This window comes from Bradyrhizobium sp. Gha, assembly GCF_900113735.1.
Lineage (GTDB): Bacteria > Pseudomonadota > Alphaproteobacteria > Rhizobiales > Xanthobacteraceae > Bradyrhizobium.
In genome coordinates this window covers 297,641-317,795 of record NZ_FOQM01000003.1, presented here as the reverse complement: position 1 = coordinate 317,795, position 20,155 = coordinate 297,641, and the positions used below count along the sequence as shown (strand labels likewise).

At 64.4% G+C, this 20,155-nt stretch carries 17 protein-coding genes, 1 tRNA gene and 1 pseudogene; 11 read left to right on the top strand and 8 right to left on the bottom strand.

Annotation, left to right across the window (positions count from 1 at the left end):
* Nucleotides 1-10 precede the first annotated feature (10 nt).
* The 3 genes from BM222_RS07225 to BM222_RS07215 all read right to left on the bottom strand — a co-directional run bounded on the left by BM222_RS07225 (nucleotide 11) and on the right by BM222_RS07215 (nucleotide 2,249).
* Complete coding sequence (locus tag BM222_RS07225; RefSeq protein WP_092227583.1) at nucleotides 11-673, bottom strand: amino acid ABC transporter permease; 663 nt, start codon at nucleotides 671-673, stop codon at nucleotides 11-13.
* A 6-nt stretch (nucleotides 674-679) separates the two neighbouring features.
* A complete protein-coding gene (locus tag BM222_RS07220) occupies nucleotides 680-1,342 on the bottom strand; it encodes an amino acid ABC transporter permease (RefSeq protein WP_092227582.1) in 663 nt (220 codons plus the stop codon).
* Nucleotides 1,343-1,406: 64 nt separating this feature from the next.
* Nucleotides 1,407-2,249, bottom strand: a complete 843-nt coding sequence (locus tag BM222_RS07215; RefSeq protein WP_092227581.1) for a transporter substrate-binding protein — start codon at nucleotides 2,247-2,249, stop codon at nucleotides 1,407-1,409.
* A gap of 134 nt (nucleotides 2,250-2,383) precedes the next feature.
* Here BM222_RS07215 and BM222_RS42800 point away from each other — a divergent pair, with 134 nt between their 5' ends.
* Entirely contained in the window at nucleotides 2,384-2,518 is a 135-nt protein-coding gene (locus BM222_RS42800; protein ID WP_283810224.1) for a hypothetical protein, read from the top strand.
* Between the two features lie 89 nt (nucleotides 2,519-2,607).
* Nucleotides 2,608-3,057 (top strand): c-type cytochrome, encoded by a 450-nt coding sequence (locus BM222_RS07205; RefSeq protein WP_092227579.1) that lies wholly within the window; start codon nucleotides 2,608-2,610, stop codon nucleotides 3,055-3,057.
* A gap of 82 nt (nucleotides 3,058-3,139) precedes the next feature.
* Here the strand turns inward: BM222_RS07205 and BM222_RS07200 are convergent, their stop codons facing one another.
* The 3 genes from BM222_RS07200 to BM222_RS07190 all read right to left on the bottom strand — a co-directional run bounded on the left by BM222_RS07200 (nucleotide 3,140) and on the right by BM222_RS07190 (nucleotide 6,624).
* Entirely contained in the window at nucleotides 3,140-5,431 is a 2,292-nt protein-coding gene (locus BM222_RS07200) for a heavy metal translocating P-type ATPase (protein ID WP_177243053.1), read from the bottom strand.
* A gap of 15 nt (nucleotides 5,432-5,446) precedes the next feature.
* Entirely contained in the window at nucleotides 5,447-6,037 is a 591-nt protein-coding gene (locus BM222_RS42980) for a c-type cytochrome (RefSeq protein ID WP_349509848.1), read from the bottom strand.
* Nucleotides 6,038-6,549: 512 nt separating this feature from the next.
* Nucleotides 6,550-6,624: transfer RNA gene (locus BM222_RS07190), tRNA-Gln, on the bottom strand.
* Between the two features lie 241 nt (nucleotides 6,625-6,865).
* On the opposite strand from BM222_RS07190, the gene BM222_RS07185 reads away from it, so the two are divergent.
* The gene (locus BM222_RS07185) at nucleotides 6,866-8,644 is read left to right on the top strand and encodes an acyl-CoA dehydrogenase family protein (protein WP_092227577.1); all 1,779 of its coding nucleotides are present in this window, start codon (nucleotides 6,866-6,868) and stop codon (nucleotides 8,642-8,644) included.
* A gap of 116 nt (nucleotides 8,645-8,760) precedes the next feature.
* Here BM222_RS07185 and BM222_RS07180 read toward each other — a convergent pair.
* Nucleotides 8,761-10,016: pseudogene (locus tag BM222_RS07180) on the bottom strand (MFS transporter).
* 300 nt (nucleotides 10,017-10,316) lie between these two features.
* Here BM222_RS07180 and BM222_RS07175 point away from each other — a divergent pair.
* The 8 genes from BM222_RS07175 (at nucleotide 10,317) to BM222_RS07140 (ending at nucleotide 19,414) form a co-directional block, all read left to right on the top strand.
* Nucleotides 10,317-11,075 carry an enoyl-CoA hydratase-related protein gene (locus BM222_RS07175; protein ID WP_092227576.1) on the top strand — a complete coding sequence of 253 codons (759 nt, stop codon included), beginning with the start codon at nucleotides 10,317-10,319 and terminating at the stop codon, nucleotides 11,073-11,075.
* A 49-nt stretch (nucleotides 11,076-11,124) separates the two neighbouring features.
* Nucleotides 11,125-12,783, top strand: a complete 1,659-nt coding sequence (locus BM222_RS07170; protein WP_092227575.1) for a bifunctional metallophosphatase/5'-nucleotidase — start codon at nucleotides 11,125-11,127, stop codon at nucleotides 12,781-12,783.
* A 132-nt stretch (nucleotides 12,784-12,915) separates the two neighbouring features.
* The gene (locus BM222_RS07165) at nucleotides 12,916-13,845 is read left to right on the top strand and encodes a histone deacetylase family protein (protein ID WP_092227574.1); all 930 of its coding nucleotides are present in this window, start codon (nucleotides 12,916-12,918) and stop codon (nucleotides 13,843-13,845) included.
* 73 nt (nucleotides 13,846-13,918) lie between these two features.
* Entirely contained in the window at nucleotides 13,919-14,170 is a 252-nt protein-coding gene (locus tag BM222_RS07160; RefSeq protein ID WP_092227573.1) for an exodeoxyribonuclease VII small subunit, read from the top strand.
* 583 nt (nucleotides 14,171-14,753) lie between these two features.
* Nucleotides 14,754-16,682 (top strand): 1-deoxy-D-xylulose-5-phosphate synthase, encoded by a 1,929-nt coding sequence (dxs, locus tag BM222_RS07155; RefSeq protein WP_092227758.1) that lies wholly within the window; start codon nucleotides 14,754-14,756, stop codon nucleotides 16,680-16,682.
* Nucleotides 16,683-16,865: 183 nt separating this feature from the next.
* On the top strand, nucleotides 16,866-17,420 hold the full coding sequence (locus tag BM222_RS07150; RefSeq protein WP_092227572.1) for a nucleoside 2-deoxyribosyltransferase: 555 nt from the start codon (nucleotides 16,866-16,868) through the stop codon (nucleotides 17,418-17,420).
* Between the two features lie 19 nt (nucleotides 17,421-17,439).
* Nucleotides 17,440-18,174, top strand: a complete 735-nt coding sequence (locus BM222_RS07145; RefSeq protein WP_092227571.1) for a TlyA family RNA methyltransferase — start codon at nucleotides 17,440-17,442, stop codon at nucleotides 18,172-18,174.
* Nucleotides 18,167-19,414, top strand: coding sequence for a class I SAM-dependent RNA methyltransferase (locus BM222_RS07140; protein ID WP_092227570.1), 1,248 nt, complete (start codon nucleotides 18,167-18,169; stop codon nucleotides 19,412-19,414). The genes BM222_RS07145 and BM222_RS07140 overlap by 8 nt, the downstream gene beginning before the upstream one ends.
* Here BM222_RS07140 and BM222_RS07135 read toward each other — a convergent pair.
* Complete coding sequence (locus tag BM222_RS07135) at nucleotides 19,411-20,007, bottom strand: hypothetical protein (protein WP_092227569.1); 597 nt, start codon at nucleotides 20,005-20,007, stop codon at nucleotides 19,411-19,413. The two genes, BM222_RS07140 and BM222_RS07135, sit on opposite strands and share 4 nt — an antisense overlap.
* Nucleotides 20,008-20,155: the final 148 nt, after the last annotated feature.

The window sequence follows — 20,155 nt, the reverse complement described above, 5'->3', positions numbered from 1 at the left end:
GAATCGCCTTTCACGCGAGGCTCACGCGGCGCTCGACGTACCGGCCGAGGCGCTCGATGGCGAAGTTGACGAGGAAGTACAGGAAGCCGGCGAGGAGATAGAACTCGAGGCTGTGGAAGGCGCGGCTGATGACCTCCTGCGTGCGCAGGAGAAGCTCGGCAACACCGATGACCGAGAGAAGCGTCGAGGCCTTCACCATCTCGGCCGCTGTGTTGATGAGCGGCGGGAGAGCCAGACGCAACGCTTGGGGGCCGAGCACGTAGCGAAAGGTTTGCCCGAACGTCAAGCCGATCGCCTTGGCCGCCTCCGTTTGTCCCTTGTGCAGGGTTTGCAGCGCCCCGCGTGTGATCTCGCCGACATGCGAGGCGCAGAACAGGGTGAGCGCAAGGACGCCAGCTTGGAAGGCGGACAGGTCGAGGCCGACCGTGCCGAGAATGTAGAAGCTCGCCAGCACCAGGACGAGGACCGGCGTTCCCCGGATCACGTCTGTGTAGACGCGGGCGATTCCTCGCACGGAGCGGTTGCCATAGGTCAGAGCGAGGCCAAGGCCGGTGCCGAGCACCGTGCCGCCCAGAATGGCGAGGGCGGAGATCGCGACCGTGGTGCCGAGGCCATAGAGCAACGGCCAGCGTGCGAGCCAGACGATGTCGAAGAAGGAGAGCGGAGGGTTCACGGGGCCTTACCTCGAAACGGCGAGCCGCACTTCGGCGCGGCGCAGAAGGGCGGCCAGGATCGAGCAGGTCGCGATGTAGAGCCCGCTCGCCACGATCCACGTCTCGATCACGCGGAAGGTCTCGACGTTGATCTTGCGCGCCTCGAAGGTCAGCTCGGGCACCGCGATCGCGGCGGCGAGCGAGGTGTCCTTGAACAGGCCGATGAAGGTGCTCCCGAGCGCCGGCAAGACGGCTCGGAACATCACCGGCAGGATGAGGCGCCAGCGGATCTGCCCTTCCGTCAGGCCGATAGCGAGGCCCGCCTCGCGCAGGCCCTTGGGCACGCCCAGAAGGCCGCCGCGGAACACCTCGGCCAGATAGGCCGCCGAATACAGGGCCAGCGCCAGCACGAACGAGTTCCCCTTCGACAGGCGCAGCCCAAGCTGGGGCAGCGCGAAGAAGGAGAACAGGACGATCACGAGAAGCGGCAGGTTGCGGAACAGGGTGACGTAGGCGCCCGAGGGCACTGACAGGAGCCGCGACCGGCTGATCCGCCCGAAGGCGAGTATCAGGCCGAGGGCGCAGCCGATCCCGATCGCCACAAAGGCCAGGGTGAGGCTGAGGCCCAGACCCCAGAGGAGGTCGTCAAAGTTCCGCCAGACGGCGTTGAAGTTCAGGGTGTATCCCATCGGGATCACTCGCTCGGGCGTGGAGGCGGTGCGGGCGCGGAGCCTGGACCGCCGGCTCAGTCGGTTACTTGAACTCGACCGGGAAGCCGATCGCCGGGGGCGGCAGATCCTTGCCGAACCACTTCTTGAAGGAGGCCGCATAGGTGTCGAACTCGACGCCGGTCATCGCCTCGTGCAGAGCGGTGTTGACGAAGTTCAACCAGTCCTGATCGCCCTTGGCGACGGCGCAGGCATAGGTCTGCGGGCTCCAGCCGTAACCGGCGTCCTTGTACTGGCCCGGGTTCTGCGTGACGTACCAGGCGATGGACGACTGGTCCGTGGCGGCGGCGTCCGCGCGGCCCGACTGGAGCGCCTGGTAAAGCAGGTCCTGCGACTCGTATTGGTCGACGCTCGCCTGGGGAAGCGCCTTGTGGACGAGTTCCTTGGCATAGACGTTCTGAAGAACGGCGATGGTCGCGGACGAGCCGGCCGCCTTCAGTGCGGCGTAGTCGGCGTATTGGCCGCCTTCCTTGAGCATCAGGCCAACGCCCTCGCGGTAGTACGGGATCGTGAAGTTGACCTGCTGGGCGCGCTCGCCGGTCACGGTCATGAATTGGCAGGTCATATCGACCTTGCCGGTGGTGATGTTGGGGATGCGCGCGTCAGACGACTGGTTGACGAACTCGACCTTCTTCGCGTCGCCGAACAGTGCCTTGGCGATGATCTTGGCCATGTCGATGTCGAAGCCCTGAAGGGTGTCGGACGCGTCCTTGAAGTGCCAGGGCGGGTTGGTCGAGCCGGTGCCCACCACGAGCTTGCCGCGCGCCAGCACGTCGTCGAGCTTGGCCGCCACCGCGCCGCTCGGGAGAAGGGCGACGGACGCGGTCGCCATGAGCCCCAGCACTACTGCCTTCACATTGATCGCCATACGTCACACCTCTATGTCCGTTATAGTAGACACAATACCGCTACAGCAGATTGCCTTATCAATGGTCATGCCTTGATCTTTGTCAACTGCTTTGGGCGCACACGGTAGAAGCTGAACTTGAGACCCGGCCGTGGGTGATCGATCTCGCCGTCGCACTGCTCCTGGAGGACTTTTGTGATCGCCTGCGCGAGAAGATCAAATCGCGCGGCTTTAGGACTCTCATCCTGCTCTTTGCGCTCGGCGCACTCAAACATCCGGCGCGCTGTTGAAAGCGTCGCGCTTGGTTGATGTGCATCAAACTGTCGGGATGCGAAGCCGCTAATAGTTTACATCTTCCCAGCCAGCGTCGGAGTGCGACATGGTAAGCTTTGGCGGAAAATGTTTGGTAGTGGCCGGTCTGACCGCTGGTTTCGCCGCCGCAGCCCAGGCTGAAGACCTCGATATGGGTAGGTCAGAGTTTCGATCTTCGTGCGCCAGCTGTCATGGTGCGGATGCGAGGGGCAAAGGACCGGTTAGCAACCAACTTAAGATACCGCCTCCAGATTTGACGATGTTGGCCAAGAATAACAACGGCGTATTTCCCACGAACGCTGTTTATGAAACCATAGAAGGATCGAAGACAATTCCAGCTCACGGCATTCGTGAAATGCCAGTCTGGGGAGAGCGATTCAACCCCATCGTCAACTTGCCTCACTATGTTGATCCGGATTATTGGAAGATGGCTGGACCTGAGCAAAGTCCGGAAGTCGTCGTACGAAAACGCATCCTCGCTGTTATCGATTATCTCAGCCGCATTCAGCAAGAGTAGCAAGCGACAGCCGCGCGGCACGTGCGCCCACGAAGAAGGCCTTCTTACTTCGGGCGCTCAGGTTGCGTAAAGCTCGCCAAGCTCATTGCTGCGCGGCCACGGATTCGTAAATGTCCTCCTCTTGGGCAGTATGCATGCGCACCAGCGTTTCGATCGCCTCGATTACACGTTGGGCGTCTCGGACAAAATAGCGGTCGATTTTTTCTGACGGCAGATCAGCCGAGATCCGCGCGAGCAACCGCGCAAGGTGCAAGATCTCACGATGCGCGCGGCTCATGGCCGAAAGGCCGTGGCGTTCACGCAGCACCTCTGCAATCTTCGGATAGACGCTGCCCTCGTCGTCGCGCTCGTGCGTCACTACACTGCCCTGAACCAGGCGATCAGCCTCTTCGATCAAGGCCGCCGCGGTGTTCGGTGGCACATCGTCGATCGCATCGACGATCTTGCGCAGCCGGTCGAGATCCCTGAACAGCGCCTGATGGTCGTGATGCAGCGCCTGGCCCTGCTCTGCGGATATCCGGCGACCAGCGCTCCCATGAGCCGGAGCAAGCGCACGCAGCGCGTTCAGGATGACGGCAACGTCAATCACCTCCTGTACGATCGCTGCCGGCACGGGATCGAGCCAGCCGACGGTGGCGGCCACCATGGCCGCTATCGACAATCCCATACCGACAGCGATGCTTTGAACGGCGATACGCCGTGCCCGCTGCGCAATGATGATCGCTTCGCCAACGCGATCGAGCCGGTCGGCCAGGATCACCACATCCGCGGCCTCCGACGAGGCGCTCGCGCCGCGCGCACCGAGCGCGACCCCGATATCGGCCACGGCCAGCGCCGGGGCGTCATTGATGCCATCGCCGACCATGATGGTCGGATGTAGCCGCTGCTCCGTGCGCACGGCCTCGACCTTGTCCGAGGGAACGCGGTCGGCCAGCACGGCATCGAGATCGAGCGCTGCTCCGATGGCTTGCGCCGCCGCGGCGCGATCGCCGGTGACCATCACCATTCGCGCGATGCCCGCATCGCGCAGCAGCCGGATCGCTCGCGGCGTATCAGCCCGGAGCTCGTCCGCCAGTAGCAGCGCACCGATCGGACGGCCGTCCACTGCGACAAAGACGGTCAGCGCCGAGCGCCACGATGCGCGCCGGAGTGCTCGCAGCTCCCACGGCGACAGCTCGGCACTCGACCGGAGCAGCTCTCGCGAGCCAGCGGTTATTCGCCGGCCGTCGATCAGGCCAGACAAGCCGGTGCCCATGGTCTCTTTGACCTGCTCTGGAGCTTTCAGCTTGAGGCCGCGATCAACGGCCGCAGCAACGACGGTCTTGGCGAGCACGTGATGCGAGGCCTGCTCAAGCGATGCCCCAAGCGTGAGGACCTCGTCCGGATTTTCCCCCGGCGCGACTTCGACCGAAAGCAACCGCGCACCTCCAACCGTAAGGGTGCCGGTTTTGTCGAACAGCACGGTGTGCGCGCGCGCCAGCGCCTCCAGTGCCCCTCCGCCCTTAGCCAAGATGCCGCGACGGGCCGCTTGCGCCACCCCGGCGATGAAGGCAACGGGTGCGGCCAGAATCAGCGGACAAGGCGTTGCCGCCACCAGCACAGCGAGGCTGCGGGTCAGATCACCCGAGATTAGCCACGCCAGGAAGGCGATGACGAGCGTCACCGGCAGAAAGATCAGCGCATAGCGATCGGCCAACCGCACAAAGGGAGCCTTCGCCGTTTGTGCCGCCGTCACCATGCGCACGATACCAGAGTAAGTACTCTCCCCAGCCGGGGCGGAAACGGTCAACTCGAACGTCTCACCCGCATTCAGCGAACCGGAAAAAACGGCGCTGCCGCGTGTCTTCTCGACGGGGATCGGCTCTCCCGTCACCGCGGACTCGTCGATCGTGGCCGTGGCCGAACAGACGATGCCATCCACTGGCACGATCTCGCCGGCCCGTACCAGGAGCTCTTCGCCAACCAAGACCGTCTCGATCTGAACCTCTTCGATCCGCTCGCCGGTCTTGCGCTGTGCCCGGCGCGGCGCACGATCGACGAGTGACCGCAGATCGTGCTCAGCCCGCGCGATCGCGATATCCTCCAGCACATTGCCGCCGGAATACATCAGCGCGACGACAGCCCCGGCAAGCGGCTGGCCGAGGGCCAACGCCGCGCTCATCGAAAGGAGTGCGATCGCGTCCACTCCCAGGCGGCCGCGCAGCAAATCTCTGACGATCGAGACCGCCAGTCCTCCTATCACGGGCGCCGTGCCGATTGCCCATGCGAGGCCGGCCAGATCAGGCCGCCCCGCGGCTCGCGCAAGAATACCCGCGCTCAATCCCGCGATTGCGATCGCAACCAGGGCCCAGCGCAGAACCCGCTCAAACAACATGGTCTCATGCCGCAGCTACTTGCGTCCCGGTTTAGGCGGTTCCTGAATTGATTTCATGTAGTTCAAGACTGCTACTGCATCATCCGTGTTGAAGCGGAAGGTCGGCATCGAGGGATGAATGCTGCTGTAGCCCTCCTGTAGTCGCTCCAGGAAGTCGCTATCGTAGAGCTTGGTTTCGCTAAAGCTGCGAAAGGGCGGCGCCTGCCTGTTAGGACTTGTCCCGGTCCTGCCAACTGAGTGACAGCGGGCGCACATTTTTTGCAGCAGCTCTTTGCCATGTTGCTGTTCCTCGTCGAGCGCGCGGGCGCCGGTGCTCCACGAGAGAATTATTGTCGAAAGTATCAGCAAGCATCGCATCGACGCAGTCGTTCCCGCGAAACAGTTCACCAGCGCGAGGTTGCCTTGCCGTAGACATAGAGAACAACCAACCCGACGGTCACCGCCGTCGAGAATATCAAGATGCTGCGATCCCAATCGACTCGCTCCTTCTCGGTTCTTCTGAAAGCCAGAGCCGAGAACAGAGCCTTCATGGCAAATCGGCGCATCGAAGCGGCCTCCTACCCGCACGATGTCACCGCCGTTGAAAGCCAGCTTGATGCAGCTCAAAGCGTGAGCCCGTTGTGATCGGGCTCGCTATGGCGACGCGTGATTGCCCTCAAGCGTATGGTGGCCGGTTGCGCCCAGGCTTGGCGGCCGTTCCTCCACATTGACCCGTCTCAAAACGTGCACGCTACTTCGGGGCTAAACTGACGGAGACAAGCGATGTTCAGGCGGAAAATCCTTCGGCTTCGTGATCAGCACCGGACCACCAGGATCGCGACGTTACGATCTGACGGCTGCCCTCGTCGATCCGTCAACGGAGAGCCAGGTAGTATTCTACCGGCTCGCAGCCTCGATGTTCCCTCCCTCTCAGTGATCGCGATGACAATTCAGCAAAGCATCTCCGGGGGTGCGATCGTGTGCGCTTCGCGCGCGCTAATCTCGCCCGACGGGACGAGCGCATCGGCCCCTCCTTCGAGCACGAGCGTGGCGCAGCGGATCCCAGAACATTGGCAAGCGCGCGCGGCGCTCGACGCCGCCATTAATGCACGAGAGTGATTCAGGCAGAGCGGGCAATCTGGCTGGGGCGGGAGGGATCGAACCTCCGAATGGCGGAATCAAAATCCGCTGCCTTACCGCTTGGCTACGCCCCATCGGGCCAGAAGGGCACTGCGGACGGACTGACACCCGCAGAATCCCTCTGGTCGCAGCCGGTCTATAGGGTGCGACGCGGCATTTCAACCGCCAGGAGGGGCAAAATACCACGGGAGCCGAGACCGGCCCAGCCACACTCATCATCGCCCCGATGCCGCGCCGCCCGCCTGCCTTCCCGGCCATTGAGACATCCCCCATTTCATGGGAATACGGCGCCAAACCTGTCCTCGGGAGTGAGCCATGACCTACCGCGCGCCGATTTCTGACATGCTGCTGTCGCTCAACCACGGCGCCGGCCTCAAGGCCGCGATGGACGCGGGCCATTACGGCGATTTCGACGGCGATATCGTCGCGGCCGTGCTGGAGGAAGCCGGCAAATTCGCGACCGACGTGCTGGCGCCGCTCAACAAGATCGGCGACGAGCACGGCATCAAGCTCGATGACGGCAAGGTCACGACCGCGCCGGGCTGGCCCGATGCCTACAGGCGCTGGACCGAGGGTGGCTGGAACGCAGTCTCCGGGCCTGAGGATTTCGGCGGCCAGGGCCTGCCGCTGGCGATCAACGCCGCCTGCACCGAAATCTGGAGCGCCTCCAACCTCGCCTTCGGCCTCTGCCCGCTGCTGACGGCCTCGGCGATCGAAGCGCTCGAGGCGCATGGCAGCGACGAGCTCAAGTCGATCTATCTCGAGAAGCTCGTCTCCGGCGAATGGACCGGCACGATGCAGCTCACCGAGGCGCAGGCCGGCTCCGACGTCGGCGCGCTGCGCACCCGTGCGGAAAAGCAGGCCGACGGCAGCTATCGCATCAAGGGGACGAAGATCTTCATCACCTATGGCGAGCACGACATGACCGACAACATCGTGCATTTCGTGCTGGCGCGCCTGCCGGACGCACCCGCCGGCACCAAGGGGATCTCGCTCTTCCTCGTGCCGAAATTCATGGTCAATGGAGACGGCTCGCTCGGTGCGCGCAACGATATCTTTGCGAGCGGCGTCGAGCACAAGCTCGGCATGCACGCGTCCCCCACCTGCACCATGACCATGGGCGATCATGGCGGCGCGATCGGCTTTTTGATCGGCGAAGAGAACCAGGGCATGCGCTGCATGTTCACGATGATGAACCAGGCCCGCCTCGGCGTCGGGCTGGAGGGCGTTGGCATCGCCGATCGCGCCTTCCAGCAGGCGCTGGCCTATGCGCAGGAGCGCAAGCAGGGCCGCGCCATCGACAAGAAGGGCAACGGCTCGGACGCGATCTTCGTGCACCCCGATGTCAAGCGCATGCTGATGCGGATGCGGGCGCAGACCGCCGCCGCCCGCACCATCTGTTACGCCACCGCCGTCGCGCTCGACGTCTCGCTGCGCGCGAAGGACCCCAAGGTGCGGGCTGACGCCGCCGCGCGCGCGGCGCTGCTGACCCCGATGGCCAAGGGCTATTCCACCGATATCGGCAACGAGGTCGCCTATCTCGGCGTGCAGATCCATGGCGGCATGGGCTTCATCGAGGAGACCGGCGCCGCGCAGCATTATCGTGATGCCCGCATCACGACGATCTACGAGGGCACCAACGGCATCCAGGCCATCGACCTCGTCACGCGCAAGCTCGCAGCCAATGGCGGCGCATCGGTGTGGACGCTGATCGAGGAATTGTCGGCAACCGTGAAGCAGGTCGAAGCCTCAAACGATCCCGCCTTCGGCACCACGGGCGTGAAGTTGCGCGAGGCGCTGGAGGCGCTGACGCGCACCAGCAAATGGCTGCTCGAACGCGTGACGACCGCACCGAACGAGGCGCTCGCCGGCGCGACGCCTTATCTGCAACAGTTCGGCGCGACGCTCGGCGGCTGCATGCTGGCCTCCGAGGCACTCGCCGCGAAGTCCGACGGCAACACCCATGCCGCACGCTACGTCGCGCTGGCGCGCTTCTTCGCCGAGAACATCACCGTACAGGCTGGCAGCCTCGAGCGCACCGTGACTGAGAGCGCGGAGTCGGTCGCGGCGGCGGATGCGGTGCTGCTGGGGTAAGAGGAATTGGTAGCGAGCGTCGGGTGGGTCAGCGCAGCGTAACCCACCGCCTGATATCCACGGAAACAGAAGTGGTGGGTTACGCCGAGCAGATGCGCGCGGGCGCATCTGCTCGTCTAACCCGCCCTACGATCCTGCTCAGGCGCTAGACCCCGCGAGCCTGCTCTCCCCGGCCGCCACAGCACTATGCCGGCCGCGATCACATCCAGCACCACGCACATCGCAAACGCCGTCCTGTAACTGCCGGTCATGCTGTGCACGAGGCCGACGATGCCCGGGCCGAATGCGCTGACCTGCCGCTGATCGACGTCCCCAACCCCATCGCGGCCGCGAAGGTCGCGCTGCCGATCTCGCGCTGGATGATCAAGGGTGGAAACGTGATCATGTTGCCGATCGAGAAGCCATAAGCGGCGCAGCAGGCGAGCAGCACGATCGGGCTCTCACTTTGCAGGAGAACGAACAACGCGGCCGCCTGGCTCGTCATCGAGGCGGCACAAGCGAGCCGCGGATCGAGCCGGTCCACGAACAAGCCGAGCGTCAGCCGGCCGACCACGGCCATCGTCGCCATGACGGTGACCGCGAGACCTGCACTGGCGCGGCCGATCAGCGGCTCGAGGAACGACACCTGATGGATGATGAAGCCCATCTGCGCCAGCAGCGCGATCGCGATCGGCAGCACCATGGTCCAGAAAGGCGCGCTGGCGAGCAACGCCTTGCGCGAATGTCGCGCTGCTTGGTCCCCGGGGACAGTTGCCGCCGCATGCCGGGGCGCCTCGACCGGCCAGCTGGTGAAGACCACGATCACGGGCAAGACCAGCACCACCATCACGACGGTGGCTCCCAGCATGGCGGAGCGGAAGCCGATACTGGCGCTCAACGCCAGCAGCGCCGGAACCAGGATGATGCCGCCGCAGGTGGCGCCATTGAAGGCAAGGCTCAGCGCGAGCCCGCGGCGCCGCTCGAACCAGGAATTCAGCACGGTCGCGATCACCACCGAGCCCATTCCGGTCCAGCCGACCGACATCAGCGCATAGGCGAGATAAAGCTGCCAGGGCGAGTGCATCAGCCCCAGCAGCGCAGTCGATGCACCGAGCGCCGCCAGCCCGAACAGGATCAGCGCCCGCAGCCCGAGGCGGGCGAGCAGATCGTCGGTGAAGATGACGAGCACGGAGGTCAACAGGAAGGAGAATGTGCTCGCCGCCGACACCAGCGTGCCGGGCCAGCCATGAGCGCGCTGCAGCTCGGCGAGATAGACGCCCTGGCCGTAGAGGCCGAAGCCGAACATGAAGAAGGCCATCAGGAAACAGGCCAGCACGACGCGCCAGCCGCGATAATGCAGCGAGGATTCGTCGGCCTCCGTTGCGACAATCATCGATCAACTATCGGCATAATGGAACGAGACGGCTGATCGTGCCGCACAACCACCGGTTTTTCAAATGAAAGATGTAGCCGATTGTTGCAGCGCGCAAAACGTCACGGAGAGATGCGACCTCGGTTCGAGCCGCAATTCCCCGCACGAAATGCAATATTCGCGCGGGTGTCATGCAACCGCTCACCGGTGTGACGGCCGAAATGGGTCAGCCGCAGGATTGGCACGCCTGACGGATCATGTAGGCTCAACATCGCAAGACTCGCCGTTGGCAGGCGCCGCGGCGGCCCGCAGGGAGTGCTCATGCCGAACGGCAACATCATCGTCACGGAGGACCGCGCGACCCGCGTGATCACCCTGCGCCGGCCGGGCAAGAAGAACGCGATCACGCAGGACATGTATCGCGAGATGAGCCGCGCGATCGATACCGCGCAGAACAATCCCGACATCCGCTGCATGATCATCACCGGCGGCTCGGGCGTGTTCACGGCCGGCGACGACGTCGACGATTTCATGAGGGCCGACGCCTCGCGTCCCGAAACGTTGTCGGACGGCGTCAAATTCCTCTATTCGCTGGCGCTCAACGTCAAGCCGATCATCGCAGCGGTCGACGGCGCCTCGATCGGCATGGGCACCGTGATGCTGTTTCACTGCGACTACGTGCTCGCCTCCAACGCCGCGACGTTCTCGGCGCCCTACATCAATCTCGGGCTGGTTCCGGTCGGCGCCGCCAGCCTGCTGATGCCGAGCACCATGGGCTACCAGCGCGCCTTTGCCATGCTGGTGATGGGCCGCAGCTTCACGGCCGCGGAGGCCCATGCCGCCGGCTTCGTCAACACCGTCGTGTCGCCTGGTCATACCGAGGTCGAGGCCCGCAAGGTGGCACGCGAGATCTGCCGGCTGCCGGCCGAGGCGGTCGCGACCTCGCGCAAGCTGCTGCGCGCTCCGCCGGAAGAGCTCACCCGCCGCATCGACCGGGAAGGCCATCTGTTCGGCGAGAAGCTGAAATCGGACGAGGCCGTCGCTGCGTTCAATGCCTTCGCGAACAGGAAGAAGCGGTAGGCAACGAGAACTTCGTGAAAACTTCGCGCGGAACGACTAATCTGGTTCCATGCGACATCTTCTCCGCCTGTCCGGCTTCGCCCTCGCGCTCGCCGCCCTCCCCGCCGCGGCCCAGACCGCAGCGCCCGTCGAGTTGCGCATTCTCGCGATCAACGATTTCCACGGCAATCTCCGTCCGCCGCCGGGCGGCATCCGCATCAATGACCCTGAAGACAAGAGCAAAAAGGTCATGGTGGCCGCCGGGGGCGCCGAATACATGGCGACGCTGGTGAAGCAATTGCGCGAAGGACACAAGAACACGATCTTTGTCGCGGCCGGCGACCTGATCGGCGCGAGCCCCTTCCTGTCGGCGATGTTTCACGACGAGCCGACCGTCGAGTCGCTCTCGATGATGGGGCTTGCGATCACGGCGGTCGGCAACCATGAATTCGACGAGGGTAAGGCCGAGCTGCTCAGGATGCAGAACGGCGGCTGCCATCCGGAGGACGGCTGTCAGGGGCCGCATCCGTTCGCTGGCGCCAAATTCCACTATCTCGCGGCGTCCACCGTGGAGGCCGCGACCGGCAAGAGCGTGCTGCCGCCCTACGAGATCCGGGAATTCGAGGGCATCCCGGTCGCCTTCATCGGGCTGACCTTGAAGGAGACCGCCGGCATCGTCTCGCCCAAGGGTATTGCGGGACTGGAGTTTCGCGACGAGGCCGAGACGGTGAATGCGCTCGTGCCGCAACTGAAAGCCCGCGGCGTCGAGGCCATCGTGGTGCTGATCCACCAGGGCGGCGAGCCGTCAGGCGACTACAATGAATGCCCTGATATCACCGGTCCGATCGTCGACATCGTGAAAAAGTTCGACCGCGCGGTCGACGTCGTCGTCAGCGGCCATACGCATCGCGCTTATGTCTGCAATATAGACGGGCGGCTCGTCACCAGCGGCGACAAATACGGCACGCTGGTCACCGCGATCGACCTCACACTCGATCCCATGACCCGCGACATCGTCGGCGCGAGAGCCGAGAACATCATCGTCGCCACGGCCTCGCTCGCCAGGAATCCCGAGCAGACCGCGCTGATCGAGGCCTATGACAAGCTTTCGGCGCCGATTGCCAACCGGCCGGCCGGATCGGTGACGCAGACGCTGTCCCGCGTGCCTGATGACGCCGGCGAAAGCGCACTGGGCGACGTGATCGCCGATGCTCAGCTGGCCGCGACCAGGGACGCCAAGGATGGAAGCGCTGTCATCGCGTTCACCAATCCCGGCGGCATCCGCACCGACCTCGTCCCGAAGGAGAACGGTGCGGTGTCCTACGGCGATTTGTTCGCGAGCCAGCCCTTCCGAAACCGGCTCGTCACCATGACGCTGTCAGGCAGCCAGCTCAAGGACATGCTCGAGCAGCAATGGCTCGATCCGAAGCGGCCGCGGATCCTGCAGGTGTCGAACGGATTCAGTTACACCTGGGACGCATCGAAGCCGTTCGGCGAGCGCGTCATGGCCGAGAAGATGATTCTCAACGGCAAGCCGATCGAGCCGGCCGCAGGGTATCGCGTCACCCTCAACGACTATCTGGCCGTCGGCGGCGACGGCTTTACGGTCGCGAAACAGGGCGCCTCGCCGCAATATGGCGGCTACGACGCCGACGCGCTGTTTGCCTTCTTCAAGGCACACGGTCCGATCGGTCCGCTGCCGCCGACCCGCATCCTGCGCGTGAATTGATCCGGATCAACGGGCCGTTGCGGACCAGTCTTTGCCATTCGCGTGGGAAGGCCTAGATTGGGAATGGCATTGCGTTTTGACGCCGGATGCGCCAAGCGAGGTCGAGAGTTCGTTCCCAGTGAGGCCGCCCTGATGAGCACGCTTCTTCTCTCCCACAAGGCTTGCCTCGACCATCTCACGCCGGCGGGACACCCTGAGAGGCCCGACCGCCTGCGCGCGGTGGAGGAAGCGCTGTCGCACGAACGCTTCCAGTTCCTGGCGCGCGACCTCGCGCCTGAGGGCGACCTCGATCTGGTCACGCTCTGCCACAACGAGCATTACGTCACCGAGCTGCGGCACATCGCGCCGACCAGCGGCCAAGTCTATGTCGACGGTGACACCTCGATGTCCCCCGGGACGTGGGAAGCGGTGATGCGCGGCGTCGGCGGCGCGGTGGCGGCGACCGAAGCAGTCATGAATGGCGAGCACCGCAACGCCTTCGTCGCGGTGCGACCGCCCGGCCATCACGCCGAGATCGGCAAGCCGATGGGCTTCTGCTTCTTCGACAATGTCGCGATTGCCGCCCGCCACGCGCAGCGCAAATACGGCATCAAACGTGCGGCCATCGTCGATTTTGACGTTCATCACGGCAACGGCACGCAAGACATCTTCTGGTCGGACCCATCAGTGATGTACTGCTCGACGCACCAGATGCCGCTGTTTCCGGGCACCGGCGCCAAGGGCGAGCGCGGCGATCACGACACCATCGTCAACGCACCGCTCGCCTCCGAAGACGGCGGTCCCGAGTTCCGTTCCGCGTTCGAGGATCTGATTCTGCCGCAATTGACGAAGTTCAGCCCGGAGCTGCTCATCATCTCGGCCGGCTTCGACGCGCATTACCGCGACCCTCTCGCCTCGCTGAACCTGCGCGCCGAGGATTACACCTGGGTCACGCGGAAGCTGATGGAGCTCGCCGACAAGACCGCGGGGGGCCGTGTTGTTTCTGTGCTGGAAGGCGGCTACGACCTGCAAGGATTGAAAGAATCTGTTACGGCGCATGTCGGCGCCTTGATGGGCGCTTGATCGACCCGCCACATTAAGCCCGCAAAACCCTGCTGTTTGGCAACAGTAGCGAAACGGGCAATCGGAAACTTATATGGCCGAAAACACCCAAATCGACGTCTCCAGGCTCACCTTCGAGCGCGCGATCGAGGAACTCGAAACGATCGTGAAGCGGCTCGAAGAGGGCAAGGTGCCGCTCGAGGAATCCGTGACGATCTACGAGCGGGGCGAAGCCCTGAAGCGGCGTTGCGAGGAGCTTTTGCGCCAGGCCGAAGCCCGCGTTGACAAGATCACCACCGATGCAAGCGGCCAGGCAGCCGGCACCGCGCCACTCGACGTGCAATAAGGACGCGAGCGGCCACCCGTCCTGCGCATCGGCAGCCCGCAATTTTTCGAGATCGCAGCCAGGCTTCTGGGCCCGGACGGGGCGAGCCGGCCTCAGGATTGAAGAATACCGTCGCGGGCGGCCTTTATCGTTGCGAATACCATCAAAAATGCTGTTCTTTCCCCCAGAATCCTGTCAAGGAACCGGGCAGGATTGGAACTTCCCTTCCGGCGCCGCGATTAACCAAGTTGGCCCGCCGGTTGCACGCGCATACCCGTAGGCGGCCGGGCGGGTTGGCTTTGGGCAAAGCTTTGGTGTAAAGCTGCGCGCAGTGTGGCTTTTTGTTAGCCTTGCGTAGGCATTGAACTCCGACGACAAGCGCTTCAAATTGCTAATGAAAAGGGCTGGGACGGACGAAGCCGATCTAAGTGACAGAGATCACAGAGACTGAACCGAAGCGCACTTCAGCCCACCTAAGCTTGAAGACGGGGCTCGACCCCATTGCAGGTGGCTCCGACGGTTTAAGGACTCGCGCTGCGCCGGTATTGTACAAACCCATCGCGCACCGGAACGAACTTCCGGCGCTGACAAATTGGAAATCGCTGTGAACGCATACAGTAAAACGCCGCTTCTCGACACCATCCGGACACCGGAAGACCTGCGCAAGCTCAAGATCGAGCAGGTTCGCCAGGTCGCCGACGAGCTGCGTCAAGAGACCATCGACGCCGTCTCGGTGACCGGCGGTCACTTCGGCGCGGGCCTCGGCGTGGTCGAGCTGACCACCGCGATCCACTACGTCTTCGATACCCCGCGTGACCGGCTGATCTGGGACGTCGGCCATCAGGCCTACCCGCACAAGATCCTGACCGGACGCCGCGACCGCATCCGTACACTGCGCACCGGCGGTGGCCTGTCGGGCTTCACCAAGCGCACCGAGAGCGACTACGATCCGTTCGGCGCCGCGCATTCCTCGACCTCGATCTCGGCCGGCCTCGGCATGGCGGTCGCGCGCGACCTCTCCGGTGGCAAGAACAACGTCATCGCCGTGATCGGTGACGGCGCGATGTCGGCGGGCATGGCCTATGAGGCCATGAACAATGCGGGTGCGATGAACTCGCGCCTGATCGTGATCCTCAACGACAACGACATGTCGATCGCCCCGCCGGTCGGCGCGATGAGCGCGTATCTGTCGCGCCTCTACTCCGGCAAGACCTATCGCACGCTGCGCGATGCGGCCAAGCAGATCAACAAGCGCTTGCCCAAGATCCTCGCCAACCGCGCCAACCGCGTCGAGGAATATTCCCGCGGTTTCATGATGGACGGCGGCACGCTGTTCGAGGAACTCGGCTTCTATTACGTCGGCCCGATCGACGGCCATAACCTCGACCATCTTCTGCCCGTGCTGAAGAACGTTCGCGACATGGAGACCGGCCCGATCCTGGTTCACGTCGTGACGCAGAAGGGCAAGGGTTACGGCCCGGCGGAAGCGTCCACCGACAAGTACCACGCCGTCGCCAAGTTCGACGTCGCCACCGGCACCCAGGCGAAAGCCAAGCCGAACGCGCCGGCCTACCAGAACGTGTTCGGCCAGAGCCTCGTCAAGGAAGCGCAGAAGGACGACAAGATCGTCGCCATCACCGCGGCGATGCCGTCAGGCACCGGCGTCGATATCTTCAACAAGGCCTTCCCCGACCGCACCTTCGACGTCGGCATCGCCGAGCAGCACGCGGTGACCTTCGCCGCCGGCCTTGCGACCGAGGGCTATAAACCGTTCTGCGCGATCTACTCGACCTTCCTGCAGCGCGGCTACGACCAGATCGTCCATGACGTCGCGATCCAGAACCTGCCCGTGCGCTTCGCCATCGACCGCGCCGGCCTCGTCGGCGCCGACGGCGCGACCCACGCCGGCTCGTTCGACAACGCCTATCTCGGCTGTCTGCCCAACATGGTGATCATGGCTGCAGCTGACGAAGCCGAGCTCGTGCACATGGTGGCGACCCAGGTCGCGATCAACGACCGTCCGAGCTCGCTGCGCTATCCGCGCGGCGAAGGCCGGGGCATCGAGATGCCCGACGTCGGCGTTCCCCTTGAAATCGGCAAGGGCCGCATGATCCGCCAGGGCAACAAGATCGCCCTGCTCTCCTTCGGCACGCGTCTGGCCGAATGCGAGAAGGCGGCCGACGAGCTCGCCGCACACGGCCTCTCCACCTCGATTGCCGACGCGCGCTTCATGAAGCCGCTCGATACCGAGCTGGTGCTCAGGCTCGCCCGCGACCACGACGTCCTCATCACCATCGAGGAAGGTTCGGTCGGCGGCTTCGGCTCGCATGTCGCGCAGTACCTGACCGATCAGGGCGTGCTCGATACCGGCCTGGTCAAGTTCCGTACGATGGTCCTGCCCGACGTGTTCCAGGATCACGACACGCCGGCCGCTATGTACGCTCGCGCCGGCCTCGACGCCAAGGGCATCGTCGCCAAGGTGTTCGAAGCGCTCGGCAAGGACGCCAAGGCCGAGACGGTCAAGCTCGCCTGAGAGTGAGTTCACCTCTCCCGCTTGCGGGAGAGGTCGGCGCAAAGCGCCGGGTGAGGGCTTTCTCCTCTTGGGGGGTTCTCGCGAGCGGAGATACCTCCCCCCGACCCTCCCCCGCAAGCGGGAGAGGGAGCAGAGCACGCGATGCGGCTCGCACTTTGATCCAAACTTGTCCGGCTTAGCTCCATGAAAATCTATCTGGCAGGTCCTGATGTGTTCCTGCCGGATGCGGTCGAGATCGGTCGCCGTAAGGCCGCCATCTGTGGCCGCTACGGCCTCACCGGCCTCTATCCGCTCGACAACACGGTCGACCTCACTGCGCCCGACGCTTCGCGGCAGATCTTCTGCGGCAACGAGGCGATGATGGATGCGGCCGACGCCATCATCGCCAACCTCACCCCGTTTCGCGGCGCCGGCGCCGATCCCGGCACGGTTTACGAGCTCGGCTACATGGCCGGCCGCCGCAGGTTTTGCCTGGCCTATTCCAACGATGGCGCCACCTATGCCGACCGCGTCGGCCGCTTCATGGATGTCGCCTCCGAGGAGGGGCGGCTGGTCGATGCGCAGGGGCTGACGGTCGAGGATTTCGGCCTCGTCGACAATCTCATGATCATCCATGCGCTGGAGCTGCATGGCTGCCCGCTTGTGACGCCGGCCAGGCAGCCGGTCGACATCTGGCACGATCTCGCCGCGTTCGAGACTTGCGTCCGGATGGCAGCCGCGCGATTGATCGCACCATAAATCGTTCGTCGGAGATCCGATGTCCCCTGCCCGCAAGCGCGCGGATGTTCTGCTGGTCGAGCGCGGCCTGTTCGAGAGCCGGGCGCGGGCGCGCGCGGCGATCGAGGCCGGGCTGGTCACGGCTGACGACAAGCAGGTGGCAAAGCCGTCGGAGACGATCGCCGAAGATGCCGTGATCCAGGCTGAGCCCGCGCACCCCTACGTCTCGCGCGGCGGCGTCAAGCTCGCCGGTGCGCTGGAGCGGTACCCGATCGAAATCGAGGACCATGTCTGCCTCGACGTCGGCGCCTCCACCGGAGGCTTTACCGAGGTGCTGTTGGCGAATGGCGCGAGCCTGGTGTTTGCGGTCGATGTCGGCACCAGCCAGCTGCACGCTTCGCTCCGCGGCCATTCAAAAATCGTGTCGATGGAAGAGACCGATATTCGCAGCTATGAAGGCAAGCGGCTGCCGGCGCGGCCCGATGTCGTCGTCATCGACGTCAGTTTCATCTCGCTCAAGGCAGTGCTGCCGGTGGCGCTATCGCTGGCTGCCGCCCCGATGAGCCTGTTGGCGCTTATCAAGCCGCAGTTCGAGGCTGACCGGAAGCACAACAAGAAGGGCATCATCCGCGACGCCGCCGTGCACAAGCAGATCTGCGACGACATCGCGGCCTTTGCCGCTTCGCTTGGCTGCACCGGTATCGAGGTGTTTCCCTCCTCGATATCGGGGGGCGACGGCAACATCGAATTCTTCCTGGGCGCGCGCCGTGGTTGAACGCGTCACGATCGATCACGTCGGCCATCGCGGCGACGGCGTCTCGCTCACGACGGGCGACGCGGTCTATGTGCCCTATACGCTTCGAGGCGAGACCGTCGAGGTCGATCACGTCGCCGGTCATCATCCTGACCGCCGCAAGCTGTTGGCGGTCGACGTCGCGAGCCCCGAGCGCGTTGAGCCGTTCTGTCCGCATTTCGGCATCTGCGGCGGCTGCGCGATCCAGCATTGGGCCGCGGAGCCGTATCATGCCTGGAAGCGCAACATCGTGGTCGAGACGCTGGCGCAGGCCGGCATCGAATGCGAGGTGACGCCGCTGCTCGATGCCCATGGCGTGGGCCGCAGGCGCGTCACGCTGCACGGACGGTTCGGCACGCATGACGTGCTCAAGGTCGGCTTCTCGGCCGCGAGCTCACACGATGTCATCCCAATTCATCGCTGCCCGATCCTCGATCCTGCGCTCGAAGGCGCCCTCGATGCCGCCTGGGCCCTCGCCGAGCCGCTGACGTCAAAAATGGCGGTGACGAAGCCGCTCGACATCCAGGTCACCGCGACCGCCAACGGCCTCGATGTCGATCTGCGCGGCTCCGGCCCGCTGCCGACACCGATGGTGACGGCGCTGTCGCGCGTTGCCGAGCAGCATCGCCTGGCGCGGCTGACGCGGCATGGCGAGCTGGTGCTGGAGCGCCTGCCGCCGACGGTGACGATGGGCCGCGCAGAGGTGACGCTGCCGCCGGGCTCGTTTTTGCAAGCAACCATTGCGGGCGAAGTGACGCTGGCGGCACTCGTTGCCGAACGCGTCGGCAAGGCCAAGGACGTCCTCGACCTCTTCTGCGGTGTCGGTCCGTTCGCGCTCAGGCTCGCAGAGAAGGCGCGCCTCACCGCATACGACAACGATGCCGGCGCGATTGCCGCGCTCGCAAAAGCTGCGCGCACGCCCGGGCTGAAGCCGATCAAGGCCGAGCCGCGCGATTTGTTCCGCCGCCCGCTGGTGCCGCCGGAACTACGCGATTTCGACGCCGTGGTATTCGACCCGCCGCGCCAGGGCGCGCAGGCGCAGGCGCTGAAGCTCGCGGCGAGCAAGGTGCCCGTGGTGATCGCCGTGTCCTGCAACGCCGCCACCTTCGCGCGCGACGCGCGGCTGCTGATTGACGGCGGCTATGAAATCGAGAGCGTCGTGCCGGTCGACCAGTTCCGCCACACGCCGCATGTCGAACTGGTGGCGAAGTTCACGCGCTAGCGCCGAAGCACGCCAAGCGCCGGCGACTCGCCGGGCAGCATGTCTGACCTGATATCGCTGTCCATGCGGCCCGAGTCCCGCTGGGTGAATCCGGCACCGAACGACAGGCTGAGGTTGGAGGTCGGCTTGAACTCGACGCCCCCAAATGCGCCGTAGCCCGGCGCGGCCGCGGAGGTCAGCGGCGCGACCGAGCTGCCGATGCCATTGCCGTATTTCATGGTGTCGACCCCGGCAAAGAACGTCACCGGCGAGCCGCCCGCGGTCTTCATGTTGTAACCGAACCGCGTGCTGTCGTAGGAGAGCGCGCTGAAATTGCCCGAAGATCCTGCCTGGCTGAAACCGCTCAAGCCGAGATTGCCGCGTTGGCTTCCGACAAAGAAGCCTGGGCGGAATTCATAACCGCTGTTGGCGTCGCCCGTATTGAAGCTCGGAAAATTACCGTAGGTGTCGGCGCTGCCGCCATAGCCGAATGCCCCGCCCGGAATCCAATATTGCAGGGGCGCGACCTGCGCGTGAGCTGGTGTTCCACCGAGGCAGAAGCTGAGCACTGCGAGAAGGGCTGCAAGACCGCAGGGACGAATAAGGCCGGGCATTCAGGTAACCGTCGGAATGAGCGCGAATTATACTCTCAGCCCCGTGCGAATGCCAGCGTTTGCGATCATGCCGATCAACGCCTCAGGTTCCAGATCGGTTCTTGCTGGCGCCTTGAACCTGCTTGCGGGCCGGACTGACACATCGAAA